This is a genomic window from Polymorphospora sp. A560, assembly GCF_045781765.1.
Classification (GTDB): domain Bacteria; phylum Actinomycetota; class Actinomycetes; order Mycobacteriales; family Micromonosporaceae; genus Polymorphospora; species Polymorphospora lycopeni.
Window position 1 is genome coordinate 4,580,146 of record NZ_CP122282.1, and the last position, 26,991, is coordinate 4,607,136.

Genomic DNA, 26,991 nt, shown 5'->3' on the forward strand with positions numbered 1-26,991 from the left:
ACGAGCTTCATTCAGGGCCGTCTGGCTGAACGGCCCTTCAGGAGCGCTCCGTGGACGGCTTCCTGGCAAGGAGTGACGACGGACCGGCTAGCCGGCCCGGCCGGCGGTCGCCCCGCGCGCGGCCCGGGACCGGGCCCGCAGCAACCAGTGCAGCGCGACCAGGGGCACCACCCCGACCGGATACCACGCCAGGTCGGTCGGATCGAACTGCACGCCCAGCGCCAGCCGGGCCAGCAGGCTGCGGGCCGACAGGGCGGCCGGGATCCCGGTCAACTGGAAGAACTCGACGAGCCAGCAGAAGCCGACCGCGACCGCGCCGGCCGGCAGCGGACCCAGGCGCGGCCACAGGAACAGCACGCCGGCGTAGACCATCGACGCGTAGAGGGCGGTGCCCGAGTGCTGCTCCAGGGCACCGTCGCTCAGGGCGCGGATGCCGAGGGCGACGACCAGGACGAGGGCGGCGGCGGCGAGCATGAGCAGCCGGACGGATCGCGCGGGCATCGACATCCCGGCGATGCTAGCCGCGGCCGGCCGGCCGGCGGCCGGCACCGGGCCGTGGCTCAGCGGCGGCGCCAGGCGTACGCGCCCAGGACGGCCCCCACCCCGCCGAGCGCGAGGGCCAGCCGCCGGTGCCGGGAGAGCCAGGCCTGCGGGCTGTGCGGGTGGGAACGGTCGTCGAAGGCACCGTGGGCGCCCTGGTCGGGCTGGCCGGGACCGTCCGCCGGCCGCCACAGGTTCGTCGGCCGGTCCGGGTCGGAGGGGCGGTCGGTCTGCTGTGCCCGGTAGCCGGTGCGGGCCAGGTAGTGGTCGAGCAGTCCGGGTACGAGGCGGTTGGCGAGGATGGTGAGCACGGTCGGGGCGCCGACCCAGTACTCGCGGCGGTTCGGCCGGGCGGCGGCGGCGACGATCGCCCGGGCCGCGACCTCGGGCTGGTAGATCGGCGGCACCGGCTGGGCGGGCCGGGGCAGCCGCGACAGCAGCCAGTCGAACTGTGGGGTGTTCACCGCCGGCAGGTGCACCATCGTCACCTTGACGTTGCTGCGGCCGTGCAGCAGTTCGCAGCGCAGCGACTCGGTGAAGCCGGCGACGGCGTGCTTGGCCCCGCAGTACGCCGACTGGAGCGGGATCGACCGGTAGGCCAGCGCCGAGCCGACCTGGACGATCGCGCCCCGGTCGAGCGGGACCATGTGGTCGAGCGCGACCCGGGTGCCGTGTACGTACCCGAGATAGGTGACCTCGGTGGCGCGGCGGAACTCGTCCGGGCTGATCTGGAGGAACGGGGCGAAGACGGCGCTGAACGCGTTGTTGATCCACACGTCGATCGGGCCGAGTTCGGCGGCGATGCGCCGGCCGGCCGCCTCGACCTGCGCGAAGTCGGCCATGTCGGTCTCGATGGGCAGCGCCCGCCCGCCGGCCGCCGCCACCTCGTCGGCGACGGCCCGCAGCCCGCTCTCGCCGCGGGCCAGCAGGGCGATCGCCGTACCCGGTCCGGCGAGCATCCGGGCCGTGGCCCGCCCGACTCCCCCGCTGGCCCCGGTGACCACCACCACCCGCCCGGGGCCGCGTCCCGTGCCGTCGCTTCCGGCCGCTGCGTTCATGCCGGGCTCACCTACCCTCTTTCGCCACCGGCCCGCCGGCGGTCCACAGGTCCAGCATCATCAGGACGACGGCGACCGCGCCGTCGTTGAGCGCGATCCGGCGCTGCGGCCGGTCGACGGCCGCGAGCGCGACCGTGGTCAGGGCGTGCAGCCCGTCGACGCCGGCGCCGACCCCGAACGCGGCGGGCGCCGGGCGCCGGGCGAGCAGCGCCGCCTGGACCAGGTGCCGGGCGCCGAGCACCCGCAGGGTGGCCACGGCCAGCGGGCTCGGCCGGCCGAGCCGGCGCAGGACCGGACGGGGCGCGAGCAGCAGGGTGCCACCCCAGCACATCCGGGTGAGCAGGCTGAGCCGGGGGACGACTCCCCCGCCGACGCGGGCCATGGGACCGCCGGTCGCGGCGGGCCACCGCCGGCCGGTCACGACCGCAGCTCGTTGATCTTGTCGCGGACGACCGTCGCCACGGTGGCGGCCTTGTGCGGCTGGCCGCGCAGGAACGCCTGGGTGAAGTGCTTGGCCTGGTCGTAGCGGACCTTGCCGGGCATCGGCGGCTCGTTGGGGTTGACGTCGCAGTCGACCAGTGCCGGCCCCGGATGCGCCAGCGCGGCCCGGATCGCGTCGGGCAGCGCCCCGGCCTCGGTCACCTTGGCGCCGTACCCGCCGCAGGCGCGGGCCCAGGCGCCGAAGTCGGCCTCCGGCTGCCGGTGCCGTACGGCGTACTCCGGGTAGCCGAGGATGATCTGCTCCCAGAGGATCTGCCCGTACGAGTTGTTGTTGTTGATCACGACCTTGATCGGCAGCTCGTGCCGTACGGCGGTCAGGAACTCCGCCATCAGCATCGCGAAACCGCCGTCGCCGACGAAGGCGATCACCTGCCGCCCCGGGTGGGCGTGCTGGATGGCCACCGCGTACGGCAGCCCCGGCGCCATCGTCGCGAGGTTGCCCGACAGGTAGAACTCCCGGCCGCCGCGGATCGTCCAGTGCCGGGCCGCCCAGGTGGCGATCGTGCCGGAGTCGCAGGTGAGGACCGCGTCGTCGGCGGCGGCCGCGTCGAGGCAGCCGATCAGGTACTGCGGGGCGATCGGGTGCCGGTCCGGGTTCTCCAGCGACTCCATGTCCGACCGCCAGGCGTCCCGTTCCGCCTGGTAGCGGCTGAGGAACGAGCGGTCGGGGCGGTCGCGCAGCTTCGGCAGCAACTGCTTCAGGGCGAGCCGGGCGTCGGCGTTGACGGGTGCCTCCACCGGCACCCGCATGCCGATCAGGCTGGCGTCGACGTCGATCTGCACCGTCCGGGCCTGGCCGGGGGCGGGCAGGTACTTCGCGTACGGGAAGGAGGTGCCGACCATCAGCAGGGTGTCGCACTCCTCCATCAGTTCCTCGCTGGGCCGGGTGCCGAGCAGGCCGAGACCACCGGTGGTCAGCGGGTGGTCGTCGGGCACCACCTGCTTGCCGGACAGCGTCTTCACGATCGGGCTGGCCAGCGCCTCGGCGACGGCGAGCACCTCGTCGCGGGCGTCGCGGGCGCCGATGCCGACCAGCATCGCGACCTTGCGGCCGGCGTTGAGCACCTCGGCGGCGCGGGCCAGGTCGGGCTCGGCGGCCGGCATCGGCGGCCGGGACAGGGTCGACTGGCTCATCGCCGGCTTGCCCGGGCTGACGTGCCGGTACGGGTCCTCGACCGCCGGGGCGACCTGGACGTCGTTGGGAAACGTCAGGTGCGCGACGGTGCGCTTGGCCAGCGCGTTGCGGATCGCGAGGTCGACGACGCCCGGCATCTGCTGCGGGTTGGTGACCATCAGGTTGTACACCGCCACGTCCTGGTACAGCAGTTCGGTGTGCACCTCCTGCTGGTAGCGCGAGCCGAGCACCGACGACTCCTGCATGCCGGTGATCGCCAGCACCGGGACGTGGTCGAGCTTGGCGTCGTACAGGCCGTTGAGCAGGTGGATGGCGCCCGGCCCGGAGGTGGCGACACAGACGCCGAGGCGGCCGGTCGCCTTCGCGTAACCGGTCGCCATGAACGCCGCCGCCTCCTCGTGGTGCACCAGGACGAACCGCAGCTTGTCCTGCTGCCGGCGGAACCCCTCCATCAGGCCGTTGATGCCGTCGCCCGGCAGGCCGAACACGGTGTCGACACCCCAGTCGACCAGCCGCCGGGCCAGGCTCTCGCCAACGATCTCCTGCACGTCGCCTCCCGCCGGCCGAAGTCAGGTCCGGCACCCGGCCGGACGCGCGGCGACTTCCCGCCAGCGCCGCCGGCAAACCCGTCCACCCGACGCCGGGACTAGCCACCGGCACCGTGGGTAGACGCCGACGGTGACACGTCAGTTCGTCAACTGGTCCGGCAGCCTGGCCTTCACGCCGGGCGGGTACGCCGAGCCGGCCGACGAGGAGGCGGTGCGGGATCTGGTCCGGCGCGCCCGCGAGGACCGGACGAAGATCCGCCCGGTCGGCTCGGGGCACTCGTCGAGCCCGCTGGTACGTACCGACGGGACCCTGGTCGGCCTGGACCGGATGGCGGGCGTGATCGGGAACGACCCGGCGGCCGGCCGGGCGACGGTGTGGGCGGGCACCAAGCTGAAGGCGCTCGGCGAGGGGCTGTACGACGCCGGCCTGGCGATGGACAACCTCGGCGACGTCGACTACCAGTCGATCGCCGGGGCGACCGCCACCGGCACGCACGGCACCGGGCTCGGCTTCGGCAACCTGTCCACCCAGGTGGCCGGCGTACGGCTGGTCAGCGGCGGCGGCGAGATCCTGGACATCTCGGCCCGGGACAACCCGGAACTGTTCGCCGCCGCGCGGCTGTCGCTGGGCGCGCTGGGGGTGGTCACCCGGATCACCCTGCACGTGCAGCCGCGCTACGAGCTGCGCCGGCGGGCGTGGTGCGCCCACGTCGACTGGACGCTCGACCACCTGGCCGAACTCCAGCACACCAACCGCAACATGGACTTCTACTGGTATCCGCGCAGCGACCAGACCCAGATCCGGACGATGAACCGGCGGGACCGGGAGCCGGACATCCAACCGTGGGCGGGCCGCGAGCCGGGTCCGGGCGGGTATCCCGCCGAGGGCCAGGTCGGGCCGACCCATCGCACCATCCCCCGGCACCGGGAGCTGCGCTTCGAGGAGATCGAGTACATGCTGCCGTCGGAGGCGTTCCCCGCCTGCTTCGCCGAGGTCCGGCGGCGGATCCGGGACCACCACCGCCGGGTGGCGGCGTGGCGGGTCCTGGTACGCACCATCGCCGCCGACGACATCGCGCTGAGCAACGCCCACGGCCGGGCGACCACCACCATCGCCTGCCTGCAGAACAGCTCGCTGCCCTACGAGGAGTACTTCCGGGACATGGAGGCGGTGTTCCGGCAGTACGGCGGGCGCCCGCACTGGGGCAAGAAGCACTGGCTGGCCGCCGGTGAGCTGCGACCGCTCTACCCGCGCTGGGACGACTTCCAGGCGGCCCGCCGCCGGCTCGACCCGGACGGGGTGTTCCTCACGCCCGACCTGGCCCGGCTGCTGGGAGAGGCGTGATGCCGGACATCGGACGGCGGGTCTGGGTGATCCCGGGCGGACGCATCCCGTTCCCCGCGCACGGGGCCGAGCCGGAGTTTGCCGGCTTCGACCAGCTCTGCGTCCTCAACGCCACCGACGAGACGGCCGAGGTGCGCGTGGACGTCTACTACGAGGACGCCGAGCCGGTCGGGCCGTACCTGATCCCGGTGGGCGCCCGGCGGATCCGGCAGGTCCGGCTCAACGACCTGATCGACCCGGAGGCGATCCGCCTCGACCGGCCGTACGGTTGCCTGGTGCGGTCACCGGTCCCGGTGGTCGTCCAGTTCCTGCGCCAGGACACCCGGCTGCCGGGTGCGCTGGGGCTGGCCACCACCCTGGCCTATCCGGCCTGAGCGTCGACGTTCGGCGTACGGCGGCAGCGGGTAACCGCGCTCATGCCGACTTCCGACTCGTCCGGCCGCCGGACCGGCGGCGTGCGGGCCCGGCTCCGGGCCCGGGCAAAGGGTACGGGCCGCGACAGCTACCGGCGCCTGCAGACGTATCTGATCGTGGCGGTCCAGGCCGGGGTGGCCGCCGCGCTGTCCTGGGTGGTGGCCGCGCAGGTGCTCGGCAACCCGGAACCGACGTTCGCGCCGGCCGCCGCCGTCGGTACGATCGCCGCCGCGCTCGGCAACCGGACCCGCCGCACGGTCGAGCTGATCGCCGGCGTGGTGCTCGGCATCGCCGTCTGTGACCTGCTCATCCTCCTGATCGGCACGGGGGCGTGGCAGACCGGGAGCATCGTCTTCCTGGCCATCACGGCGGCGGCGGTGGTCCGGGGCACGGGGGCGTTGATGACCCAGGCCGGTGGTACGGCGGTGTTGATCGCGACGCTCACCCCGACGGTGGCCGACCTGGAGGTCCCCCGGACCATCAACGCGCTGGTCGGTGGCGCGGTCGGGCTGCTGGTGGTGCTCCTGATCGTCCCGCTCAACCCGCTGCGGACCGTACGGCGCGTCGCCAGCCCGGCACTGGACCTGTTCGCCCGGGAGATGACCCACTCGGCGGAGGCGCTCGCCCTCGGCGACGCGAAACGGGCCGAACGGGTCCTGGAGCGGATGCGGGACGCCGAGCAGGAACTCGGCCGGCTCGGCGAGGTCGTCGCCGCGGCGGACGAGGTGGTCCGGTACTCCCCGGTGCGCTGGCGCCGCCGCCGGACGCTGGCCGCGTACCGGCGGGGTGTCGAGCACATGGACCGGGCGTTCCGGAACAGTCGCGGCCTGGTCCGCCGGATCGGCACCGCGCTGCGGGACAACGAACCGGTGCCACCCGACCTGCCGGCGGCGATCGAGCACTTCGGCGAGGCGGTCCGGCTGCTGCACCGGGAGTTCCTCGACGAGCGGGAACCGCACCGGGCCCGCGAGCGGGTGCTGCGGGCGGCGCGGGAGGCGGGGCGGGCCTGCCGGGAGGAGATCGGCTTCTCGGGTACGGTCGCGGTCTCGCAGCTTCGGACCGCCTGCAACGACCTGCTCCGGGCCACCGGGGTGGGCCGCAACGAGGCCCGGGTGATGATCCGCGAGGCGGCCGCCGGGCAGCGGTAGGCGGGATCGGTCCTAGAGGTGGCCGCCGCGCCACCGGCTGATCTCGGCCTCCGACGCCTCCTCCTCGTGCAGCGCCAACTCCCGGATCCGGTTCCGCTCGGTCACCCCGGTCAGCCGCTGCACCAGCGCCAGGGCCAGGCACGCCGCGACGAGCAGCCCGAGCGCGACGAGGACCGGCATCCGTACGGCCACCACCGCGAGCCCGGCGATCAGCGCCACCGCGACGAGCGTCGAGCGCCGCACCCGGTGGAACGTGCGCAGCGTGGCGGCGACGCCGGCCAGCAGGAAGAGGACCACCCCGCCGTAGAGGGTGGTGACCGCACCGCTGGACCGGTGGTCGCCCGGCGCGGCGACCACCTCGAGGACGACCTTGAGCCCGAGTGCCGTGAACATGATCCCGATGATGATCGCCAGGTGCAGGTAGGTGTAGACGTCGCGGGCGAGCGGGATCCGGACCCGGTCCCGGGTGCCGTGCATGGCCTGCTCGATCGCGAGCGCGAGGGTGTCGAAGTGCAGCCACCACAGGGCGGAGATCAGGCCGATGCCCAGCACACCGGCGATGATCACCGGCACGTTCAGGGTGAGATCGGCGAACCGGCCCGGTCCGAGCCCCAGCCCCAGCACCGATTCACCGAGCGCGATGAGCACGATCAACCCGTGCCGCTCCGCGAAGTGCCCGGCGGAGACGACCGACCACGCGGTGTACGGCAGCAGGATGCCGGCGCCGTACTCCACGACCAGGGCGGTCAGCCACAGCCCGAGCCGGACCCGGGCCGCGAGTTGGCCGTCGTCGAGCCACAGCGGGGTGAACGCGGCGAGCCCGATCAGCCCGGCCGCCACGACCGCCGGCAGGGTCAGCAGCCACAGCCGCCGGCGCGGCTGGTCGGTCGCGCTGAAGACGTACCAGAGCGACCCGACCGTCAGCGCCCGTACGACCAGGTAGCAGGCGGCGAACACCACCGGGCCGGACAGGTCACCGGGGCGGTCGACGAACGCCTGCGGCATGGACAGCGCCAGCACGAAGACGGCGGCCATGGTAGCGAACCCGATCAGCGGCAGGATGCCGTGGTCGGCGCGTACGGCGTTGCCGAGCGCCACGAAGCCGGTCCAGCACCACCACAGCAGCGCGAGCACGACGGCCCCGGCCAGCAGGCCGAACGGGTCGAGGTGCCGCGAGACCAGGCCCGTCACGTTCAGAAAGGCGAAGACGAAGATGAGATCGTAGAAGAGTTCGAGCCTGGTCACCCGTGAGCCCGGAGCCACCGGCAGGAGCCACCGTGACCGGCGGAGGGTCGGCGCTGCGCTCACCGCCCGAGTCTGGCAGGGGGCCGGACCGCGCGCAGCGTTTCCGGGGGCGGGGGCGGGGACGGTGGCTAGGCGCTCGCGCGGGCCGGCGCGTCGATGGCGAGTTTCACGCCGATCGCACCGAGCAGGGTGCCGGTCACCCACCGCTGGAACTTGTTCCAGGAGGGGCGGGTGGCGAGGAAGGCCGCGATGCTCCCGGCGACGATCACGAACATGGCGTTGACGACCAGGCTGACCGTGATCTGCACACTCCCGAGCAGGAACCCCTGCAGCATCACGTTGCCCGCGGCCGGGTCGATGAACTGCGGGATGAGCGCCATGTACATGATGGCGGCCTTGGGGTTGAGCAGGTTGGTCAGCAGCCCCATCCGGAACAGCTTCGCGGGCGGGTCACCGGCCAGCTCCCGGGTCTCGAAAATGGAGGCCCCGCCCGGCCGCAGTGCCTTCCAGGCCAGGTAGAGCAGGTAGGCCGCGCCGGCCACCTTGAGGCCGGTGTAGAGCCAGGGCACGAGGACGAAGACCGCGGCGAGGCCGAGGTTGGCCATCGTCATGTAGACGACGAAGCCGACGATGGTGCCGCCCAGCGAGATCAGTCCGGCCCGGCGGCCCTGGCTGATGCTCCGCGAGACGAGATAGATCATGTTCGGCCCCGGGGTGAGCACCATCCCCAGGGCGACCAGCGCCATTCCCAGCACGGCGGCCCACGACACCACGGCCCGTCCCCCCTCCCGGACCCGCGCGGAGCGCGGCCGTCCAGGCAGACAGTACCGCCGGCGCCGTCCGCCCGCGGCCCCGCACCCACTGCATTACGGGCCGCAATGTAATGGCGCTGGTAAGGTTCGGCCATGGCCGACCGATCCGGTGCCCGGGCCCGCACCGGGCGCCCCCGCGACACCCACATCGACGCCGCCATCCTCGACTCGACCACGGCCCTGCTCGGCGAGGTCGGCTACAAGCACCTGACCATGGGCGAGGTCGCCGCCCGGGCCGGCACGACGAAACCCGCGCTCTACCGGCGCTGGTCGTCGCAGCAGGAGCTGGTCCTCGCCGCGCTCGCCCGCCAGCTCGGCGGGATCGAGCCGGTCGACACCGAGTGCACGCTATGCGACCTGCACGAGTCGATCAGCCTCTTCGTCGACGCGTTCCAGCGGCTGCGCCCCAACGTCCTCGCGCCGCTGCTGGCCGACTGCGCCGGGCACGACGATCTGCGGGACGCCTTCATGGCCACCCTGTTCGAACCGCCGCGGCAGGCCGTACGGCAGACGCTGCGCGCCGCCGTCGCCCGCGGCGACCTGCGCCCCGACCTCAGCCTCGACCTGGCCGTCGACCTGCTGGCGTCGCTGGTGCACTACCGGACCCTCTTCGGCCACGCACCGTTGACGGGCACCGACATCGAGGACGCCGTCGAGACGCTGTTGCGCGGGATCGCCGTCGACTACGACGCCCTGCTCGCCCAAAGCCTCGGGCAGGCCAGCCCGTCGTCCGCGCACGGGCTGCACGAGGCGCACGCCTGAGCCCGCCGCCGGGTCAGCCGGCACGCACCACGACCGCGCCGCCGGCCGGCACCCGTACGGTGCCGTCGACGGTGCCGCCGGTCAGCAGGTCGACGCCGGTCGCGGCCACCTCGTGCGCGGTCGCGGTGTGGTTGAGCACGAAAAGCCACGAGCGGTCACCGGCGCGGCGGGTCACCGCCTCCACCCCGGGCGGCAGGTCGGGCCGTACGGGTTCGACGCCGGCCTCGGCCGCCACCGCGCCCAGCAGGTCGGCGTACGCGTCCGCGGCGAGGCGGGTGGAGACGTACCAGGCCACGCCCGCGCCGACGGGGTGCCGGGTGACGGCCGGACGACCGGCCAGGACTCCGCCGGTGTAGGAGGCGACGACCCGCGCCCCGGTGGCGTGCACGGTCTCGCTCCACAGGTCGCCGGTCGTGCCGTCGGACAGCCGCACCGAGGTGTCCGGGGCCAGCGGGTGGAACTCCTCGACCCGTACGCCGAGCAGGTCGCGCAGCGCACCCGGGTAGCCGCCGGTGCGGACCCGGGCGTGCTCGTCGGCGACCCCGCTGAGGTACGTCACGACGAGGTGCCCGCCCGCCTCGACGAAGGACCGCAGCGCGGCGGCCTGCCGGTCGGCCATCAGGTAGTGGCCGGGCAGCACCACGACGGCGTAGCCGGAGAGGTCGTCGAGTGCCCCCACGACGTCGGCGGTGATGCCCCGGTGCCACAGGGCCCGGTGTGCCCGCCGCGCGTCGTCGAGGTGGTCGAGCCGGGTCGACGGCAGCCCCTGGGCCTGTAGCGCCCAGGCGGACGGCTCGTCGAACACCACGGCCACGCGGGCCTCGACGGCGCCGGCCGCGACCTCGGCGATCCGGTCGAGCTGCCCGCCGAGCCCGACCGCCTCGCGGTAGACCCGGCTGTCCGGGCCGGCGTGCGGGACCAGCGCGGAGTGGAAGAGTTCGGCGCCGCCGCGCGGGGCCCGCCACTGGAAGAACATCGCGCCACGCGAGCCGCGGGCGATGGCGGCGAGGCTGTGGCGGGCCATCCGGCCGGGCTCCTTGGTGTGCATCCGGTCACCGGTGTAGATGAGGTTCGGCGCCGTCTCCATCAGCAGCCAGTCCGGCCGGCCCGGGCTCCGGCGGGCCCAGCCGCGGGCCAGGTCGGCGGCGAACGCCGCCTCCTCCTCCGCGGCGGGGCCGGCGTCGGCCGGATAGTGGTCGATGGCGACCAGGTCGACCTCGGCCGCCCACCGGGCGTGGTCGACCGGCACCCACCCGCCGAGCACGTAGTTGGTGGTGACCGGCACGCCGGGGGTCGCGGCACGCAGCAGGTCGCGCTGTTCGACGTACGCGGCGAGCAACTCGTCGGAGGTGAACCGGCGGAAGTCGAGCACCTGGGTGGGGTTCGGCAGGTACTGGGTGGCGCGGGGTGGCCGGATCTGGGCCCAGTCGGTGTAGTGCTGGCTCCAGAAGGCGGTGGTCCACGCGTCGTTGAGCGTGTCGAGGTCGCCGTAGCGGTGCCGCAGCCAGCGGCGGAACGCCTCGGCGGTGAGGTCGCAGTGGCAGGTGGTGGCGTATTCGTTGTGCACGTGCCACAGGGCGAGCGCGGGGTGGTCGCGGTAGCGGCCGGCGAGGGCGGCGGCGATGCCGCGGGCGGCGGTCCGGTACGCCGGCGCGCTGGCGCAGTAGGTGTCGCGGCTGCCGTGGCTGAGCCGGGTGCCGGCGGCGTCGACCGGCAGCGCCTCGGGGTGGGCGAGGCTGAACCAGGGTGGCGGCGAGGCGGTCGGGGTGGCCAGGGCGACCCGGATCCCGCCGTCGGCGAGCCGGTCGAGGACCCGGTCGAGCCAGCCGAAGTCGTAGCGGCCGGGTGCCGGCTCCAGCCGGGACCAGGAGAAGACCCCGACGGTGACCATGGTGACGCGGGCCCGGCGCATCAGCTCGACGTCCTGTGCCCACACGTCTTCCGGCCACTGCTCGGGGTTGTAGTCGCCCCCGAAGAACATCGCGCTCCCGCACCGTTGTGGTTTGTTTGGAATCCAGCCAAAGTAGAGCCGGTGCGGGCACCTGTCAACGGATCGGCGTCGCGGGCGCCGGCCGACACCTGGGAACACGCGACGGCCACCGGCAACGGCCGGCAGGGCGCCCTGTGCTGGGGCCGGCCGGAGAGCGGCCTGCGGCTGACCGTCTCCCACGAGCGGCTGTTCCTGCCGCTGCACCCGCCGCTCGACCCGCCGGACACCGCCCGGATCCTGCCCCGGCTGCGCGACCTGCTCGACACCGGCCACTACGCCGAGGCCGCCGCGCGGGTGTGCCGGCTCGCCGCCGACGACGAGCCGGCGTACGCCGAGACGGTCTGGATCGACCCGCTGGTCGGTGCCGCGACGCTGACCGTGACGACGCACCGCCCCGGCCCGGTGCGCGACCACCGGCGTACGGTCGACACCGCGACCGGCCTGGTCACCCAGGAGTGGCGCGACGCCGCCGGCGACGTACGGGTGGAGGTTTTCGTGTCCCGGCCGGCGGACGCGGTCGTGGTGCGGCTGTCGGCGACCGGCGGCTTCGCCGGCCAGGTGACGCTGGCCCCGGTCGACGGCGTACCGCCGCGCCCGGTCGAGACCACCGTCGACGGGCTGGAGCTGGCCGCCCGCTTCCCGCACGCCACCTGGCCCGGCGCGCTGACCGGCTACCGGGTCCGCTGCCGGGTGTCCGGGGCCGACGTCGACGGGCCGGTGCTGCGGTCCGACGCCGTGCTCGTCGTCCGTACGCTGCTGCCCGGCGACCCCGACCCGGACCCCGACCCGGCGGTGGACTTCGACGCGCTGCTGGCCGCGCACACCGCCGAGCACGGCGAGTTGATGGGCCGGGTGTGCCTGGACCTGGCCGCCGACCCGGCCGACCGGGCCGCGCCGACCGAGGACCTGCTCGCCGCCCCGGTCGGGCCGGCCCTGGTCGAGCGGCTGTTCGACGCCGGCCGCTACCTGATCGTCAGCAGCAGCGGCACGCTGCCGCCCACCCTCCAGGGGGTCTGGAGCGGCACCTGGACACCGGCGTGGTCCAGCGGCTACACCCTCGACGGGAACCTGCCGGCGGCGGTCGCCGCGCTGCTGCCCACCGGCACCCCGGAACTGATGCTGCCGCTGTTCGACCTGCTCGACGCGGTCCGCGACGACCTGCGCCGCAACGCCCGGCGACTGTACGGCGCCGATGGCCTGCTCACCCCGGTGCACCTGTCGACGCACGGCCGGCAGAACCACTTCGGGCCGGTGTGGTGCCAGACGTTCTGGACCGCCGGGGCGGCCTGGCTGGCCCGGCTGTACGTCGACCACTGGCGCTACACCGGCGACCGGGACTTCCTGGCCCGCCGGGCGTGGCCGTTCCTGCGCGAGACGGCCGCCTTCTACCTGGACTTCGTGCCGGTACGCGACGGCACGGCGCGGTTCACGCCGTCGTACTCGCCGGAGAACGCCCCGGCCAGCACCGGCGCGCAGGCGTGCGTCGACGCGACGATGGATGTGGCGGTGACCCGCGACCTGCTCACCAACCTGCTCGCGGTCGCCGCCGAGTTGGGCGTCGACGACCCGGACGCGTCACGCTGGCGGGAACTGCTCACCGCGCTGCCGCCGTACCGGGTCGCCGACGGCGCGCTCGCCGAGTGGTGCCATCCGGATCTCACCGACCGGCCGGCGCACCGGCACGCCTCGCACCTCTGGCCACTGTGGTACGAACCCGACCCGGCGATCACCGGCGATCCGGTGCTACGGGCCGGCGCGGTGGAGGCCGTCCGCCGCCGGCTGGCCTGGTGGGCGGGCGCGGACTCCGACGAGATGGCGTACGGGCTCACCCAGCTCGGCCTGGCCGCCGCCGCCCTCGGCCTGGCCGACGAGGCGTACGCGTGCGTGGAGCGGATGGCCCGGCTCTACTGGCGGCCGAGCCTGGTGCCGACCCACAACCGGGACGCGCTGTTCAACGTGGACATCGCCGGTGGGCTGCCGGCGGTCGTCGCGGCGATGCTGGTGCGCGGCGCGCACGGGCGGCTCGACCTGCTGCCGGCGCTGCCCGCCGCCTGGCCGCGCGGGCGGGTGACCGGGCTGGCCGTGCGGGGCGCGGTGACCGTACGGGAGTTGCGCTGGGCGCCCGGCACGGTCGAGGCGGTGCTGTGGTCGGCGGGCGGGGCGCGCCTGGTCGTCGGCGCCCCGCCGGGATTGAGATTCGAGGGCGCGCCAGCGCCGCCTGGAAGGGGATTCGAGGGCGCGCCAGCGCCGCCTGGAAGGGGATTCGAGGGCGCGCCAGCGATGGACCTCACGTTGCCGGCGGGAGTATCGGTGCCCTTACGCGCCGTTGACACTTAGTTGCGCTTCAAGAAAAACTATGTGCAGCTAGAGCCGCTGCAACAACTGAGGAGCACGCATGCCGTACCGCCCGCCCCTGGTCCCCCACGAGGTCTTCGTGGCCGACCCGCCCGAGTTGCCGGTACGGCCGCCCGGCGAGCAGGGACTCTCCGCCGTGACCCGCGCGGAGGTGGTGTCGCTCGACGCCACCGGAGCGGTGGTCAAGGCCACCACCTCCGACGGCGGCACCCTGCTGGTCCGGCTCGACGCCGCCGGCGAGGGCGTCGTCCGGGTCCGCCTCAGCGACGACCCGCAGGCCCGCTCCCGCTCCGCCCGCGTCGCGACCCTGGTCACCCCGGGCAGCTACGCCGCCGACGTACGCGGTGTCGACGGCCGCGTCCTGATCGACGCCGGCGGGGTCGTCGCCGAGGTGACCCTCGACCCGTGGCGGCTGCGGTTCCTCGACCGGACCGGCCGGCCGCTCGTCGAGCAGAACGGCGGCGAGCGCGACATCAGCGGACGGCTGCGTACCCTGCCGTTCGGCCGGTCGCTGTCCGGCGGGGCCGTCGTGGCGTACCACGAGAGCTTCACCGCCCAGGCCGACGAACGGTTCGTCGGGCTCGGCGAGAAGTTCACCCCGCTGGACAAGCGTGGCCAGCGCGCGCTGATGTGGAACTTCGACGCCTTCGGCACCGAGTCGGACCGGGCCTACAAGAACGTCCCGCTCTATCTGTCCAATCGCGGCTACGGCATCCTGGTCGACAGCGGGATGCCGGTGGAGTTCGACATCTGCCAGTCGACGCACAGTTGCGTGCAGATCCTCGTACCGGACGACCTGCTCGACTACTACGTCATCGCCGGCCCGACCCCGGCGGAGGTCCTGGACCGCTACGACGGGCTGACCAGCCGGCCGCTGCTGCCGCCGAAGTGGGCGTTCGGCACCTGGATGTCGTCGGGGTTCTTCGCCGACAGCCAGCAGGCGGCGCTGGAGCGGGCCCGGCGGCTGCGCGCCGACGGCATCCCGTGCGACGTGCTGCACCTGGACTGCTACTGGCAGACCGACGGCCACTGGTCCGACCTGGCCTGGGACCGGCAGGCGTTCCCGGACCCGGACGCCATGCTCGCCGAACTGGCCGGGATGGGCTTCCGGGTCTGCCTGTGGATCAACTCGTACCTGAGCCACCTCAGCCCGCTGTTCGCCACCGCCGAGGCGGCCGGCTACCTGTTGCGGCGGCCCGACGGTTCGACGTACGTCGCCGACGTGTGGCACGGGTCGTACCCGGCCTGCGGCATCGTCGACTTCACCAACCCCGAGGCGACCGCCTGGTACCAGGGGCTGCTGCGGCCGCTGCTCGAGCAGGGCGTCGCGGTCTTCAAGACCGACTTCGCCGAGGGGGTGCCGGCCGACGCGGTCGCCGCCAACGGGATGACCGGCACCGAACTGCACAACGTCTACACCCTGCTGTTCAACGACGCCGCCGCGCAGGTCACCCGCGAGGTCGCCGGGCACGGCATGGTCTGGGCCCGCTCGTCGTATCTGGGCGGGCAGCGGCACTCCGCCCAGTGGGGCGGCGACACCAGCGCCACGTACCCGGCGATGGCGAGCACGCTGCGCGGCGGGCTGTCGCACGGCCTGTCCGGGGTGCCGTTCTGGTCGCACGACGCGGGCGGTTTCACCGGTACGCCGACCGACGACCTCTACGTGCGCTGGGCACAGTTCGCGGCGCTGTCGCCGCTGGTCCGCTTCCACGGCACCACCAGCCGGCTGCCGTGGAACTTCCCCGCCCACGCCGCCGCGCTGGCCGTCGAGGCGCTGAAGCTGCGCTACCGGCTGCTGCCGTACCTGTACTCGGCGGCGGTCACCTCGGCCCGCACCGGGGCGCCGATGATGCGGGCGCTGCTGGTCGACGCGCCGGACGACCCGGCGGCCTGGACCGCCGAGCTGGAATACCTGCTCGGCCCGGACCTGCTGGTCGCCCCGATCGTCACCCCGGAGCCCGAGCGGTTCGCCTACCTGCCGGCCGGCGACTGGATCGACTTCGACACCGGCGAGGTGGTCACCGGCGGCCGGCACCACCGGATCCGCGCCGAACTCGACCGCGTCCCGCTCTTCGTCCGGTACGGCGCCCTGGTGCCGACCGTCGCCGTCGCCGAGACGATCCCGGACGGCCCGTTCACCGACATCACCGTGGTGAGCTGGGGCGGTGTGGACAGCCGTACGGTGATCAGCGATGTCGACGGCGACACGACGGTGACCGCGATCCGCGACGGCGACACCCTGACGGTGACGGTCGAGGGCCCGGCGCGGGTACGCCGGATCGCGCTGCCGGCGGTGAGCGGCGCGACGGCGCCCGGGCGGGTGGTGGTCGACGGCGCCGCGGCGCGGCTCTCCGTCACCGACGGCACCCTGGTGGCGGAGCGGCACTGAGCAGAGCCGCGTGGCCCGCGATCACCGATTCGCGGGCCACGCGGCCGGTCCGGCGCCGCCGTCCGTACCCGCTCAGCCCTTGATCGCGCCGATGATGACGCCGCGGGTGAAGTGCCGCTGCACGAACGGGTAGACCAGGGCGATCGGCGCGACCGTCACCACCACCACGGCCATCTTGATGGCCAGGGTCGGCGGCATGCTGACGCCGACCGTGGCGCCGGAGGTCTGCGGTGTCTGCCCGGCCAGGATGAAGCTCTGCAGCACCCGCTGGATCGGGAACTTCTCGTTGTCGTCGATGTAGAGCAGCGCGTTGAACCAGACGTTCCAGTACCCGACGGCGTAGAACAGGCCGACGACCGCGATCACCGCCTTCGACAGCGGCAGCACGATCCGCCACAGGATGCGGAACTCCCCCGCCCCGTCGACCCGGGCGCTGTCGAGCAGTTCACCGGGGATGTTCTGGAAGAACGCCCGCATGACGACGAAGTTGAAGACGTTCAGGGCGGTCGGCAGGATCAGCGCCCAGAGGCTGTCCTTGAGCCCGATGCCGGTGACGACGAGGTAGCTCGGCACCAGCCCCGGGTAGACCAGGAACGTCAGCAGGAAGTAGAAGAGCAGCCCGCGGTGCCCGACCGTGCCGGGCCGGGCCAACCCGTACGCGGCGAGCACGGTCACCACCAGGCTGACCGCGGTGCCGGCGCCGGTGACCAGCGTGCTGATCCACAGCGCCTGGCTGATCTGCCCGCCGGAGAAGATCGTCCGGTAGGCCGACAGGTCGATCTCGCGGGGCACCACGACCAGGCCGCCGGCGGCGTTGATGGTCTCCTGCGAGGAGACGCTGGTGACCAGGACGACCCACATCGGGACGAGGACGGCGAGGACCACGACGGCGAGGACGCCGCCCTTGGCGGTCTGCCCGACGACGCCGGGCTTCTCCTCCCAGGCGGGGCGGGCGTTGCGGCGGCGGCGTGGCGGCCGGGTGGCCGGGGGCACGGTCGGCAGCGTGGCGGTCATTGTTTCGAGTACACCCCCCGTTCGCCGAGCGCGTGGGCGAACTTGTTGGCGGCCAGGATCAGGATCAGCCCGACCACGGCCTTGAAGAGGCCGGCGGCGGCGCCGAAGCCGTAGTCACCGGTGATGATCGAGTGGTGGTAGACGAACGTGTCGAGGACCTCGGCCGCCTGCCGGCCGACCGCGTCGCGTTGCAGCATGAACTGCTCGAAGCCGACCGAGAGCGCGTCGCCGAGCCGCAGGATCAGCAGCAGGACGATGACCGGCCGCAGGCCGGGCAGGGTGATGTGCCAGAGCCGGCGCCAGCGCCCGGCGCCGTCGACCGCGGACGCCTCGTAGAGGTTGGGGTCGATGGTGGACAGCGCGGCGAGGAACACGATGGTGCCCCAGCCGACGTCCTTCCAGACCACCTCGGCGGTGACCAGCACGATGAACGTGTCCGGGTTGGTCATGATCTCCGGCGGGGTGAGCCCGGCCTCGCGCAGTTCCTGCGCGAGCAGGCCGGCGCCGCCGAGCATCTGGACGAAGAACGTCACGACCAGCACCCAGCTGAAGAAGTGCGGCAGGTAGACCACGGTCTGCACGAACATGCGCAGCCGGGTGGACAGGATGCTGTGCAGCACGATCGCCAGCGCGATCGGCAGCGGGAAGAAGAACACCAGCTGGAACGCGGTGATGGTCAGGGTGTTCCAGAGCGCGTCCCAGAACGCCGGGTCGGAGAAGAGCGCGTCGAAGTTCTCCAGCCCGATGAACGGGCTTTGGAACAGCGCCTCCAGGGAGCTGTCACCGAGGTAGGGGTTGTAGTCCTGGAAGGCGACGACGTTGCCGAGGACCGGCAGGTAGTGGAAGACCAGCAGCAGCAGCGCGCCGGGGGCGACCATGACCAGCAGCGGCCAGTCGCGCCGCAGCCGGGCCCGCAGCGGCAGGCGGGGCTGGCGGCGGGACGACCGCTTACGGCCGGCCGGCGCGACGTCGGCCGGCGGGGTGCCGGGTTCGGCGGCCGGCCGGGTGGCCGGCGGCGGTGGCACCGCCGCCGGCGTCCGGCTGACCTGGTCGTTGCTCACTTGCCGTCGGACAGCGCCGTACCGAGCATCTCGCGGGCCTCGTCACCGCCGCCGGCCCGCCATTCGCTGACGACCGCGTCGAGGTCGCTGATCGGCCGGCGGCCCCGGACGATGTCGGTGATCTTGTCCTCGGTGGGTACGGCCGCGGCCTTGTACTTCGCCGGCATCTCGAACTTCAGGCCTTCCCAGGGGTCCTTCTCCAGGTGGCGCACCGTGGTGTTCGAGTAGGTGAGCAGGTCCTGTACGAAGTTCGGGGTCTGCGGGGTCGGCTGGATGACCGGGCTGCGGCCGCTGACGAAGAAGTACTGGTTCTGGATCTCCTTGAAGCCGAGTTCGGTCTTGGCCGGCCCGTCGGCGCTGCGGGTGTGGTGGACGCCCTCGACGCCGTACTCGCGCAGGTCGAACTCCTTGGTGCCGAACGGCGCGGAGCACCAGTTGACCACCCGCAGCAACTCCTCGACGCGGTCCTTGCCGAGTCCCTTCTTGATGAAGGTGTAGGAGATCGGCTCGTCGTTGCCCCAGGCGAGCGGGTCGCCGCCGGTGGCGGAGAACAGCGGCACCGGCTGGATGTCGAAGCCGGGGGTGACCTTCTGCTGCTCGGCCTGCATCGGCTGCCACATGCCGGTGCCGTCCTGCTTGAACAGGATCTTGCCGCTCTGCAGCAGCTGCTTGGCGTCGGCACCCTTGCTGGCGACGATGTCGGGGTGGACCAGGCCGGCCTGGTAGACCTTGGCCATGAACTCGACGGCCTGCCTGTACTCGGCGGTCTCGTACTTGAACTCCGGGGTGCCGTCGGACTTCAGCCGCCAGCCCTCCTTGCTGCCGGGCACCTTGTGGAACATCTGCACCATCGGGAAGATGTCGTCGAACGCCCACACGCCCTTGGCGGGATCGGTGACCTGCCTGCCGATCTCGAAGAGTTCGTCGATGGTCTTCGGCGCCGCCAGGCCGAGCTGGGTGAGCAGGTCGCGGCGGTGGAAGAGCATCCAGGGGAACGGCCCGTCGGTCGGGTTGGGGATCGCCATCAGCCGCTCGTTCCAGCACGCGTGGCGCCAGGCGCCGGTGGGGAACGTGGCCAGCATCGGGTACGCCCCGACCGCGCCGCCCTGCAGGTAGGGGGTCAGGTCCTCGAACAGCGCGCCGACGGCGTCGGCGAACCGGGGCAGCTTGTTGATCTCCCAGCCGGGCACGCAGAGCAGGTCGGGTACGTCCCGGGCGCCGAGGAGGGCGCCGAGCTTCTCGGCGTACGTGTTGCCGTCCTGCACGCTGAAGTCGATCGGCGTGCCGAGTTCGGCGTTGACGGCGGTGAGGTAGGCGTTGTTGGCCCCGCTGGGCGGTGCCGGGCCCCAGGCCGGCATCATCGCGCTGATCTGCTGTCCGCTGGTGCCGGGCTTGTCGGTGATGGCGTCGAAGAGGTTGGCCGGGAACCGGGAGTAGCCGTCCGGCACCGGCCGGGTGCCGACGATGTCGGGTTTGGGGATGTCGAGGGTGAGTGCCCGCTGCTCGGGCAGCAGGCCGGCGAGCCGGTCGAGGTTCTGGGTGGCGCCACCGCCGGCGGACTTCTCACTGCAACCGGTGAGCAGTCCCCCGCCCGCGACGGCCGCGGCGCCCAGGCCGAGCAGGCTCAGGAAGGTCCGGCGGTTGGTTGCGGCGCCCGTGGGTGTCGTCACGGCGCGCTCCTCTCGAAACGGGTCGACGGGGCAGGAACTCCCGCTAGACTTTGTTTGGCTGGTAGCCAAACAAAATAGTCGACGGTCAAGAGGCTCACAAGTGAGCGTGTCGTGGCCCGGACGTCCGCGGGAGAGGTTTCCTGCCGGAGGTGCGGGTGCGGCATAGTGGACGTGCCCCGACCGGGCCGGGGCGGAAGGCGGAGCTGACGTGATCGGGACGCGGGGCGCCGCACAGGCGGCCGACTTGACCGACGTACGGACGACGAACCTCACCGTCGTCCTGCGTTATGTACGTGCACACGCACCCTGTTCCCGCGCGGACATCGCCGCGTCGACCGGGCTGAACAAGGCGACGGTGTCCAGCCTCGTCACCGACCTGCTCGACCGCCGGCTGCTGCGCGAGACCGGCCTGGTGGCCAACCGCATCGGCCGGCCCGCGACGATGCTGACCCTGGAGAGCCGGCCGTACGCCGCCGTCGGCATCGAGGTCGCCGCCGACCACATGACCGCGGTCGCCATCGACCTGGCCGGCGAGCGGCTGCTGTCCTGGCGGCGCGCCTCTCCCCTGACCGGACCGCCCGGCAAGGCGGTGGCCGCGGTCGCGGCGCTGGCCGGTCGGGTCGTCGGGAAGGTGACCGGGCAGGGGCGGCAGATCCTCGGTCTCACCGTCGCCGTACCCGGGCTGGTGGCCGCCGACGACACGGTCCGTTTCGCGCCCCACGTCGGCTGGCCCGAGCTGGACCTGCGGGCCCAGCTCGTCAAGGCACTGCGCCGCCCCGCGTACGACGTGGCGGTGGACAACGACGCCAACCTGGCCGCCCTGGCCGAGCAGCGCGACGGCGGCTACGCCGATATCCCCGACCTGATCCACCTGCTCGGCGGCGTCGGCGTCGGCGCCGGGATCATCGTCGACGGCCGGCCGCTGCGCGGCGGGCACGGCCGGGCCGGGCAGATCGGCCACCTGCAACTCGACCCGGCCGGCCCGGAGTGTGGCTGCGGCCGGCGTGGCTGCCTGGACGCGTACGTCGGGCTGCCGGCCCTGGTCCGCCGGGCGCTGCCGGACACCGGGGCGGACGGCCCGGTCGTCGACTACGCCCCGGAGATCGAGCGGATCGTCGCGCTGGCCGGGGCCGGCGACGCGACCGTGAACGCGGCGCTCGCCGAGGCGGGCCGCCGGCTCGGCCACGCCGTCGCCACCCTGGCCGACCTCCTCGACCCGCGGGTGGTGCTGCTCGGCGGGTCGTTCGTGCCGCTCGCGCCGTGGCTGCTGCCCGCCGCCGAGGCCGAGGTGCGGGCCCGGGTGTCCACCCCGGACGCGTGCCGGGTCGCGGTGTCCACCCTGGGCGCGGGCGCCGCCGCGGTGGGTGGCGCGGCCCGGGCGCTCGACCGGGTGGAGGCCGGGCACCTGCCCGCCGTTCCCTGACATCGGGGATTCGTCCCGGTTCTCTTGACTGGGCCGACGCCCGGTGTCAGCCTCAGAGTGCTCCGTTCGAAACACGGGTGTAACCGCGTGTTCGGCGGAGCACTTTCCGGATCATTGTCGAAGCGCTTCGAATGTTCGACGTTCGCAGGCCGAGGAGAGCACCACCATGGACGACACGGCACCCGGCACCTTCCGAGACCCCGACCTGCCGACGCCGGACCGGGTGGCCGACCTGCTCTCCCGGCTGAGCGGTGCCGAGAAGATCGCCCTGCTGCACCAGAACCAGGCCCCCGTCCCCCGGCTCGGTGTCGGCGGGTTCCGCACCGGCACCGAGGCCCTGCACGGCGTCGCCTGGCTCGGCCCGGCCACCGCCTTCCCGCAGGCCGTCGGCCTGGGCGCCAGCTGGGACCCCGACCTCGTACGCCGGGTCGGCGCGGCGGTCGGCGAGGAGGTGCGCGCCTTCCACCACAAGGACCCCGACGCCGTCGGCCTCAACGTCTGGGCCCCGGTCGTGAACCCGCTACGCGACCCGCGCTGGGGCCGCAACGAGGAGGGATACGCCGAGGACCCGTGGCTGACCGGCCTGCTCGGGACCGCCTACGCGGCCGGGCTGCGCGGCGACCACCCCGTCTACCTGCGTACCGCCCCGACCCTGAAGCACTTCCTCGGCTACAACAACGAGACCGACCGCGAACGCACCTCCAGCGACCTGCCGCCGCGGGTGCTGCACGAGTACGAACTGCCCGCGTTCCGGGCCCCGATCGCGGCCGGGGCGGCGGTCGCCGTGATGGCCTCCTACAACCTGGTCAACGGCCGGCCCGCCCACCTCAGCCCGCTGATCGCCGGTGAACTGCGCACCTGGACGGCCGACGACATCCTCGTCGTCGGCGACGCCGGCGCCGTCACCAACATCGCCGCCAGCCAGAAATACCACCCCGACCATGTCACCGGCTTCGGCGCCGCCCTGCGCGCCGGCATCGACTGCTTCACCGAGGACGACGACCGCAGCGGTCCGACCGTCGAGCGGATCACCGAGGCGCTGGAGCGCGGGCTGATCGACGAGGCCGACGTCGACACCGCCGTCCGGCACATCCTGGCGGTCCGGATGCGGCTCGGCGAGTTCGACCCGCCGGCCGGCAACCCGTACGCCGCCACCACCGCCGACGTCGTCAACTGCACCGACCACCAGCGGCTCGCCCGCGAGTCGGCCCGCCGGGGCACCGTACTGCTGAAGAACCCCGACGGGCTGCTCCCACTGCGTCCACAGCAGGCGGTCGCGGTACTGGGACCGCTCGGCGACACCGTCCTGGCCGACTGGTACAGCGGCACCCTGCCGTACGCGGTCACCGCCCGCGCCGGGCTCGCCGACCGCCTCGGCGCCGACGCCGTACGGTTCGCCGAGGGCGTCGACCGGATCACGCTGTCGACGACCGCCGGACCGGTGCAGGCCGGGCCGGCCGGTGAGCCGCTGCGGGTCGGCGACGGCACCACCGGCACCGAGTTCGACGTGGTCGACTGGGGTGCCGGCACGGTGACGCTGCGGGCCGTCGACAGCGGCCGTTACGTACGCGCCGACGAGACCGGTGCGCTGGTCGACGACCGGCCCGGCCCCGGTGAGTGGATCGTGCGCGAGACGTTCGAACCGGTCCGGTGCGGCACCGGCACGCTGCTGCGCCACGTGGCCGGCGACCGTTACGTGCGCGCCGGTGACGACGGTGCGCTGCGGGCCGACGCGGCGACGCCGGAAGAGGCCACCGCGTTCGTCGTCGACCTGGTCACCGACGGGATCGAGGCGGCCGTCGCGGCCGCCCGCGCCGCCGACGTGGCCGTGGTCGTGCTCGGCAACCATCCGATGGTCGGCGGCCGGGAGACCGAGGACCGCGCCGACCTCGCCCTCCCGCCGACGCAGGAGGCGCTGCTGCGCGCGGTCCACGCCGCCAACCCACGCACCGTGCTCGTGTTGACCAGCAGCTACCCGTACGCGGTCGGCTGGGCGCACGACCACCTGCCGGCCGTGCTGTGGACCGCGCACGGCGGCCAGGAGTACGGGTCGGCGCTGGCCGACGTACTGCTCGGCGGCACCCCGGACGGGGAGCCGGTCGAGCCGACCGGTCGCCTCCCGCAGACCTGGTACCGCTCCGACGCCGACCTGCCCGACCTGCTCGACTACGACATCATCGGCTCGGACGCGACCTACCTCTACTTCCGCGGCACCCCGCTCTACCCGTTCGGGCACGGCCTCGGCTACACCCGGTTCGCGCACCGCGACCTGCGGCTCAGCGCCGACACGGTCGACGCCGACGGGCAGGTCGAGATCAGCGTCGACGTCGTCAACGTCGGCGACCGCCCCGGCGAGGAGGTCGTGCAGTTCTACACCCGGCAGCGGCGGTCCCGGGTGAAGCAGCCGCTGCGTCAACTGCGCGGCTTCCGCCGGGTCCGGCTCGCCCCCGGCGAGCGGGTGACCGTCAGCCTGCCACTGCGCGCCGCCGACCTCGCCTTCTTCGACGTGTCGTCGGGCCGGCCGGTCGTCGAGTCGGCCCGGCACACGGTGGCCGTCGGCCGCTCCTGCGTCGACCTCACCGCGACGGCCACGCTGACCGTGCACGGCGACGTCGTCGCGCCCCGCGACCCGGCGGCGGCGCCGGTACGGGCGGCCGGCCGGGACGGCGAGTACGCGACGGTGCTCACCGACGAGGGGCCGGAGCACGGCGACGCGGCCACCGCCGTACGCGCCGGTGCCTGGCTGGCCTTCGAAGACGTCGAGATCGGGGCCGGGGTCCGGTCCGCCACCCTGCGGGCCGCCGCCCCCGCCGGCGGCGCCCGCGTCGAACTGCGCCTGCGTGACCCGCTGTCCGGTCCCGTCGCCGCGGTGTTCGAGGTGCCCGCCACCGCCACCCGGCACAGCTGGACCGAGGTCACCGCCGCGCTGACCGGGGCGGCCGGTGTCCACGACCTCTACCTCACCCTCGGCGCGCCGGGCGCTACGGTGAGCACGTTGGCGTTCGCCGGGGGCGCCCCGGATCCGGTCGGAAAGGGTACGGGCGCACAGTGACCTCGTCAGATCCCGCCGCCACGGCACCCAAACCCGCCGACCTGGTCACCATCACCGACGTGGCCCGGCACGCCGGGGTCGCCGTCAGCACCGTCTCCTACGTCCTGTCCGGCAAGCGGGCCATCTCCGCCACCACCCGGGAACGGGTGCTGAGCAGCATCAGCGCGCTCGGCTACCACCCGAACGCCGGGGCCCGGGCGCTGGCCAGCCGGCGGGCCAACGTGATCGCGCTGGTGCTGCCGCTGCGCACCGGCATGCACCTGCCGGTGCTGATGCAACTGGTGACGGCGGTGGTCACCGGCGCCCGCGAATTCGATCACGACGTGCTGCTGATGACCGCCGACGAGGGGCCGGCCGGGCTGCGCCGCATCGCCGCCAGCGCGATGGTCGACGGCGTCATCGTGATGGACGTGGAGATGACCGACCCCCGGGTCCCGGTGCTGCGCGAACTGGGCCGGCCCAGCGTCCTGATCGGCTTCCCCGCCGACGCGCGCGGCCTCACCTGCGTCGACCTCGACTTCCACCGGGCCGGCGCGCTGTGCGTCGAGCACCTGGTGCGGCTGGGCCACCGCCGGCTCGCCCTGCTCGGCGCCCCCGGCGTCGTCTACGAACGCGACACCGGCTTCGCCCACCGCACCCGGGCCGGCTTCCTGGAGACCGCCGCCGCCCACGGCGTCGCCGCCGTTGCCCGACCGTGCGAGGAGCACTACCCCGCCGTACGGGAGGCGCTCGTCGACCTGTTCGCCGGCGACCCGGCACTGACCGGGATCGTGGTGCACAACGAGGCGGCGGTCGACCACGTGATGGCGGTCCTGCCGATGCTCGACCGGCGGGTCCCCCGCGACGTGTCGGTGGTCGCGATCTGCCCCGACCAGGTCGCCGAACGCACCCGCCCGGCCCTGGCGTCGGTGCCGATCCCGGCCGAGGAGGTGGGCCGCAACGCGGTGTCGCTGCTCATGCGCAAGCTCGCGGGCACGGCCGTGCCGGACGCGACGCTGCTCGCCCCGGCGCTGACCGCCCGGTCCAGCACCACCGCCGCCGCCGAGCCTCCCGCGTAGCCGGTCCCGCCGGCCGTGGCCGGCCCCGGAGCCGTGCCACGGCCGGCCCGGTGCCGGGCCGGCCGGGCGGGCACGGTCAGATCGTGTAGAGGATCCTCACCCCGTCGAGGGTGGTCGCGGAGACGGCCGAGCCGCCGACGCCGGAGTTGAGGTTGCGCCAGCCGTTGTTGCTCGCCGCCTCGTGCACCATGCCGCCGACGACCGTGTAGACGTGCTTCACCCCACCCACGTTCAACGCCGCCAGCGCGCTCCCGCTCACCCCGCCGATCCCGGAGTTGAGGTTGCGCCAGCCGTTGTTGCTCGCCGCCTCGTGCACCATGCCGCCGACGACCGTGTAGACGTGCTTGACCCCACCCACGTTCAACGCCGCCAGCGCGCTCGCGCTCACGCCGGAGATCCCGGAGTTCAGGTTGCGCCAGCCGTTCGCGCTGGACGCCTCGTGCACCGTCCCGCCGGCGACCGTGTAGACGTACTTGACGCCGTTCACGTTGATCGCGGCGAGCGCGTTGTCGCTGACGCCGGAGATCCCGGTCCACAGGTTGCGCCAGCCGTTGGCGCTGGACGCCTCGTAGACGTTTCCGCCGGCGACGGTGTAGACGTACTTGACGCCGTCGACCGTGATCGCGGCCAGGGCGTTGCCGCTGACGCCGGAGATGCCGGTCCACAGGTTGCGCCAGCCGGTGTTGCTGGCCGCCTCGTAGACGTTGCCGTTGTTGACGGTGTAGATCAGCTTCGTGCCGCCGAGGGTGATGGCGGCGGTCGCCGACCCGGTGACCGAGCCGGCGCTGCCGCTGACCGGCAGGGGCCGCCAGCCGGCGTTGCTGGCCGCCTCCCAGACCTGGCGGGCCGTGCTGCCGCAGTTGTTGCTCGTGACGTTGCGGGGCGCCGAGACGGGGCCGGAGACGTACAGCGGTCCGGTGTGCGGGCTGCCGTCGGAGGTGATGCCGGAGGGGACCCCGTTGAACCACGCCTCGCTGCGGACCCCGTCGCGGATCTGCTCGTAGTGCAGGTGCGGGCCGGTCGAGTTGCCGGTGCTGCCGACCCGGCCGATCCCCTGGCCGGTCGCCACCCACTGGCCGGCGGCGACCGGCGGCCGCTCGATCATGTGCATGTAGCGGGTCTGCCAGCCGCCGCCGTGGTCGATCACGACGTGCCAGCCGGCGCTGCTGCCCCAGCCTGCGAAGGTGACCGTGCCGCCGTACGAGGCGAGGATCGGCCGGCCGCTGCTGCCGCCTCCGGTGAAGGTCATGTCGATGTCGTAGTCGTCGTGGCCGTAGTAGGTGGCGAGCCGCCAGGTCTCACCGCAGGGGAACGGGAGCTGGAAGTGGGGTTGCGGGCCGGCGGCGTGGGCCGGGGTGGCGACGACCGCGGTGGCGGCCACGGCGGCGAGCGCCGACGTGGCGGCGGTGGCGAGGGCCAGGAACGCGGCGGCGAGGGTACGCGCGGGCTTGCTCGTCATGGAGGGGGTCCT

At 73.5% G+C, this 26,991-nt stretch carries 20 protein-coding genes; 9 read left to right on the forward strand and 11 right to left on the reverse strand.

Annotation, left to right across the window (positions count from 1 at the left end; genetic code table 11):
• Positions 1-87: 87 nt before the first annotated feature.
• Genes QCD66_RS20385 through QCD66_RS20400 form a run of 4 tightly spaced genes read right to left on the reverse strand, consistent with a single transcriptional unit; the run spans position 88 to position 3,782 of the window.
• Positions 88-501, reverse strand: coding sequence for a DUF2809 domain-containing protein (locus QCD66_RS20385; protein ID WP_407566734.1), 414 nt, complete (start codon positions 499-501; stop codon positions 88-90).
• 59 nt (positions 502-560) lie between these two features.
• Complete coding sequence (locus tag QCD66_RS20390) at positions 561-1,598, reverse strand: SDR family oxidoreductase (protein ID WP_375734966.1); 1,038 nt, start codon at positions 1,596-1,598, stop codon at positions 561-563.
• Positions 1,599-1,605: 7 nt separating this feature from the next.
• The gene (locus QCD66_RS20395; protein WP_407567254.1) at positions 1,606-1,980 is read right to left on the reverse strand and encodes a hypothetical protein; all 375 of its coding nucleotides are present in this window, start codon (positions 1,978-1,980) and stop codon (positions 1,606-1,608) included.
• 35 nt (positions 1,981-2,015) lie between these two features.
• On the reverse strand, positions 2,016-3,782 hold the full coding sequence (locus tag QCD66_RS20400) for a thiamine pyrophosphate-dependent enzyme (RefSeq protein ID WP_364206716.1): 1,767 nt from the start codon (positions 3,780-3,782) through the stop codon (positions 2,016-2,018).
• Positions 3,783-3,912: 130 nt separating this feature from the next.
• Between QCD66_RS20400 and QCD66_RS20405 the strand changes: the two genes are divergently transcribed.
• The 3 genes from QCD66_RS20405 to QCD66_RS20415 are packed head-to-tail and all read left to right on the forward strand — an operon-like array spanning position 3,913 to position 6,689.
• Positions 3,913-5,127, forward strand: a complete 1,215-nt coding sequence (locus tag QCD66_RS20405; protein ID WP_375735929.1) for a D-arabinono-1,4-lactone oxidase — start codon at positions 3,913-3,915, stop codon at positions 5,125-5,127.
• Positions 5,127-5,501, forward strand: a complete 375-nt coding sequence (locus QCD66_RS20410; RefSeq protein WP_357541654.1) for a sensory rhodopsin transducer — start codon at positions 5,127-5,129, stop codon at positions 5,499-5,501. The genes QCD66_RS20405 and QCD66_RS20410 overlap by 1 nt, the downstream gene beginning before the upstream one ends.
• A 42-nt stretch (positions 5,502-5,543) precedes the next feature.
• A complete protein-coding gene (locus QCD66_RS20415; protein ID WP_375735928.1) occupies positions 5,544-6,689 on the forward strand; it encodes an FUSC family protein in 1,146 nt (381 codons plus the stop codon).
• 12 nt (positions 6,690-6,701) lie between these two features.
• On the opposite strand, the gene QCD66_RS20420 is transcribed toward QCD66_RS20415, so the two are convergent.
• Both QCD66_RS20420 and QCD66_RS20425 read right to left on the reverse strand, forming a co-directional pair.
• Positions 6,702-7,934, reverse strand: coding sequence for a low temperature requirement protein A (locus QCD66_RS20420; RefSeq protein ID WP_407566735.1), 1,233 nt, complete (start codon positions 7,932-7,934; stop codon positions 6,702-6,704).
• A gap of 128 nt (positions 7,935-8,062) precedes the next feature.
• Positions 8,063-8,707 carry a LysE family translocator gene (locus QCD66_RS20425; protein WP_375735927.1) on the reverse strand — a complete coding sequence of 215 codons (645 nt, stop codon included), beginning with the start codon at positions 8,705-8,707 and terminating at the stop codon, positions 8,063-8,065.
• A 132-nt stretch (positions 8,708-8,839) separates the two neighbouring features.
• Between QCD66_RS20425 and QCD66_RS20430 the strand changes: the two genes are divergently transcribed.
• Positions 8,840-9,508 carry a TetR/AcrR family transcriptional regulator gene (locus tag QCD66_RS20430; protein ID WP_364206728.1) on the forward strand — a complete coding sequence of 223 codons (669 nt, stop codon included), beginning with the start codon at positions 8,840-8,842 and terminating at the stop codon, positions 9,506-9,508.
• Between the two features lie 13 nt (positions 9,509-9,521).
• Here the strand turns inward: QCD66_RS20430 and QCD66_RS20435 are convergent, their stop codons facing one another.
• The gene (locus tag QCD66_RS20435) at positions 9,522-11,489 is read right to left on the reverse strand and encodes a beta-galactosidase (protein WP_375735926.1); all 1,968 of its coding nucleotides are present in this window, start codon (positions 11,487-11,489) and stop codon (positions 9,522-9,524) included.
• A 51-nt stretch (positions 11,490-11,540) separates the two neighbouring features.
• On the opposite strand from QCD66_RS20435, the gene QCD66_RS20440 reads away from it, so the two are divergent.
• Both QCD66_RS20440 and QCD66_RS20445 read left to right on the forward strand, forming a co-directional pair.
• Positions 11,541-13,835 carry a glycosyl hydrolase family 95 catalytic domain-containing protein gene (locus QCD66_RS20440; RefSeq protein WP_375735925.1) on the forward strand — a complete coding sequence of 765 codons (2,295 nt, stop codon included), beginning with the start codon at positions 11,541-11,543 and terminating at the stop codon, positions 13,833-13,835.
• A 58-nt stretch (positions 13,836-13,893) separates the two neighbouring features.
• Entirely contained in the window at positions 13,894-16,242 is a 2,349-nt protein-coding gene (locus QCD66_RS20445; RefSeq protein ID WP_375735924.1) for a TIM-barrel domain-containing protein, read from the forward strand.
• A 72-nt stretch (positions 16,243-16,314) separates the two neighbouring features.
• Here QCD66_RS20445 and QCD66_RS20450 read toward each other — a convergent pair whose 3' ends face one another.
• Genes QCD66_RS20450 through QCD66_RS20460 form a run of 3 tightly spaced genes read right to left on the reverse strand, consistent with a single transcriptional unit; the run spans position 16,315 to position 19,987 of the window.
• Positions 16,315-17,256, reverse strand: a complete 942-nt coding sequence (locus tag QCD66_RS20450; protein WP_364206736.1) for a carbohydrate ABC transporter permease — start codon at positions 17,254-17,256, stop codon at positions 16,315-16,317.
• Positions 17,253-18,317 carry an ABC transporter permease subunit gene (locus tag QCD66_RS20455; RefSeq protein WP_364206738.1) on the reverse strand — a complete coding sequence of 355 codons (1,065 nt, stop codon included), beginning with the start codon at positions 18,315-18,317 and terminating at the stop codon, positions 17,253-17,255. Before QCD66_RS20455 ends, QCD66_RS20450 begins: the two co-directional genes overlap by 4 nt.
• On the reverse strand, positions 18,314-19,987 hold the full coding sequence (locus QCD66_RS20460; RefSeq protein ID WP_364206740.1) for an extracellular solute-binding protein: 1,674 nt from the start codon (positions 19,985-19,987) through the stop codon (positions 18,314-18,316). The genes QCD66_RS20455 and QCD66_RS20460 overlap by 4 nt, the downstream gene beginning before the upstream one ends.
• A gap of 208 nt (positions 19,988-20,195) precedes the next feature.
• Here QCD66_RS20460 and QCD66_RS20465 point away from each other — a divergent pair, with 208 nt between their 5' ends.
• The 3 genes from QCD66_RS20465 (at position 20,196) to QCD66_RS20475 (ending at position 25,520) form a co-directional block, all read left to right on the forward strand.
• Positions 20,196-21,410, forward strand: coding sequence for an ROK family transcriptional regulator (locus QCD66_RS20465; protein ID WP_364206742.1), 1,215 nt, complete (start codon positions 20,196-20,198; stop codon positions 21,408-21,410).
• Between the two features lie 166 nt (positions 21,411-21,576).
• A complete protein-coding gene (locus tag QCD66_RS20470) occupies positions 21,577-24,462 on the forward strand; it encodes a glycoside hydrolase family 3 C-terminal domain-containing protein (protein WP_375735922.1) in 2,886 nt (961 codons plus the stop codon).
• Positions 24,459-25,520, forward strand: coding sequence for a LacI family DNA-binding transcriptional regulator (locus QCD66_RS20475; RefSeq protein ID WP_375735921.1), 1,062 nt, complete (start codon positions 24,459-24,461; stop codon positions 25,518-25,520). Before QCD66_RS20470 ends, QCD66_RS20475 begins: the two co-directional genes overlap by 4 nt.
• A gap of 76 nt (positions 25,521-25,596) precedes the next feature.
• Here QCD66_RS20475 and QCD66_RS20480 read toward each other — a convergent pair whose 3' ends face one another.
• Complete coding sequence (locus tag QCD66_RS20480; RefSeq protein ID WP_407566736.1) at positions 25,597-26,979, reverse strand: M23 family metallopeptidase; 1,383 nt, start codon at positions 26,977-26,979, stop codon at positions 25,597-25,599.
• Positions 26,980-26,991: the final 12 nt, after the last annotated feature.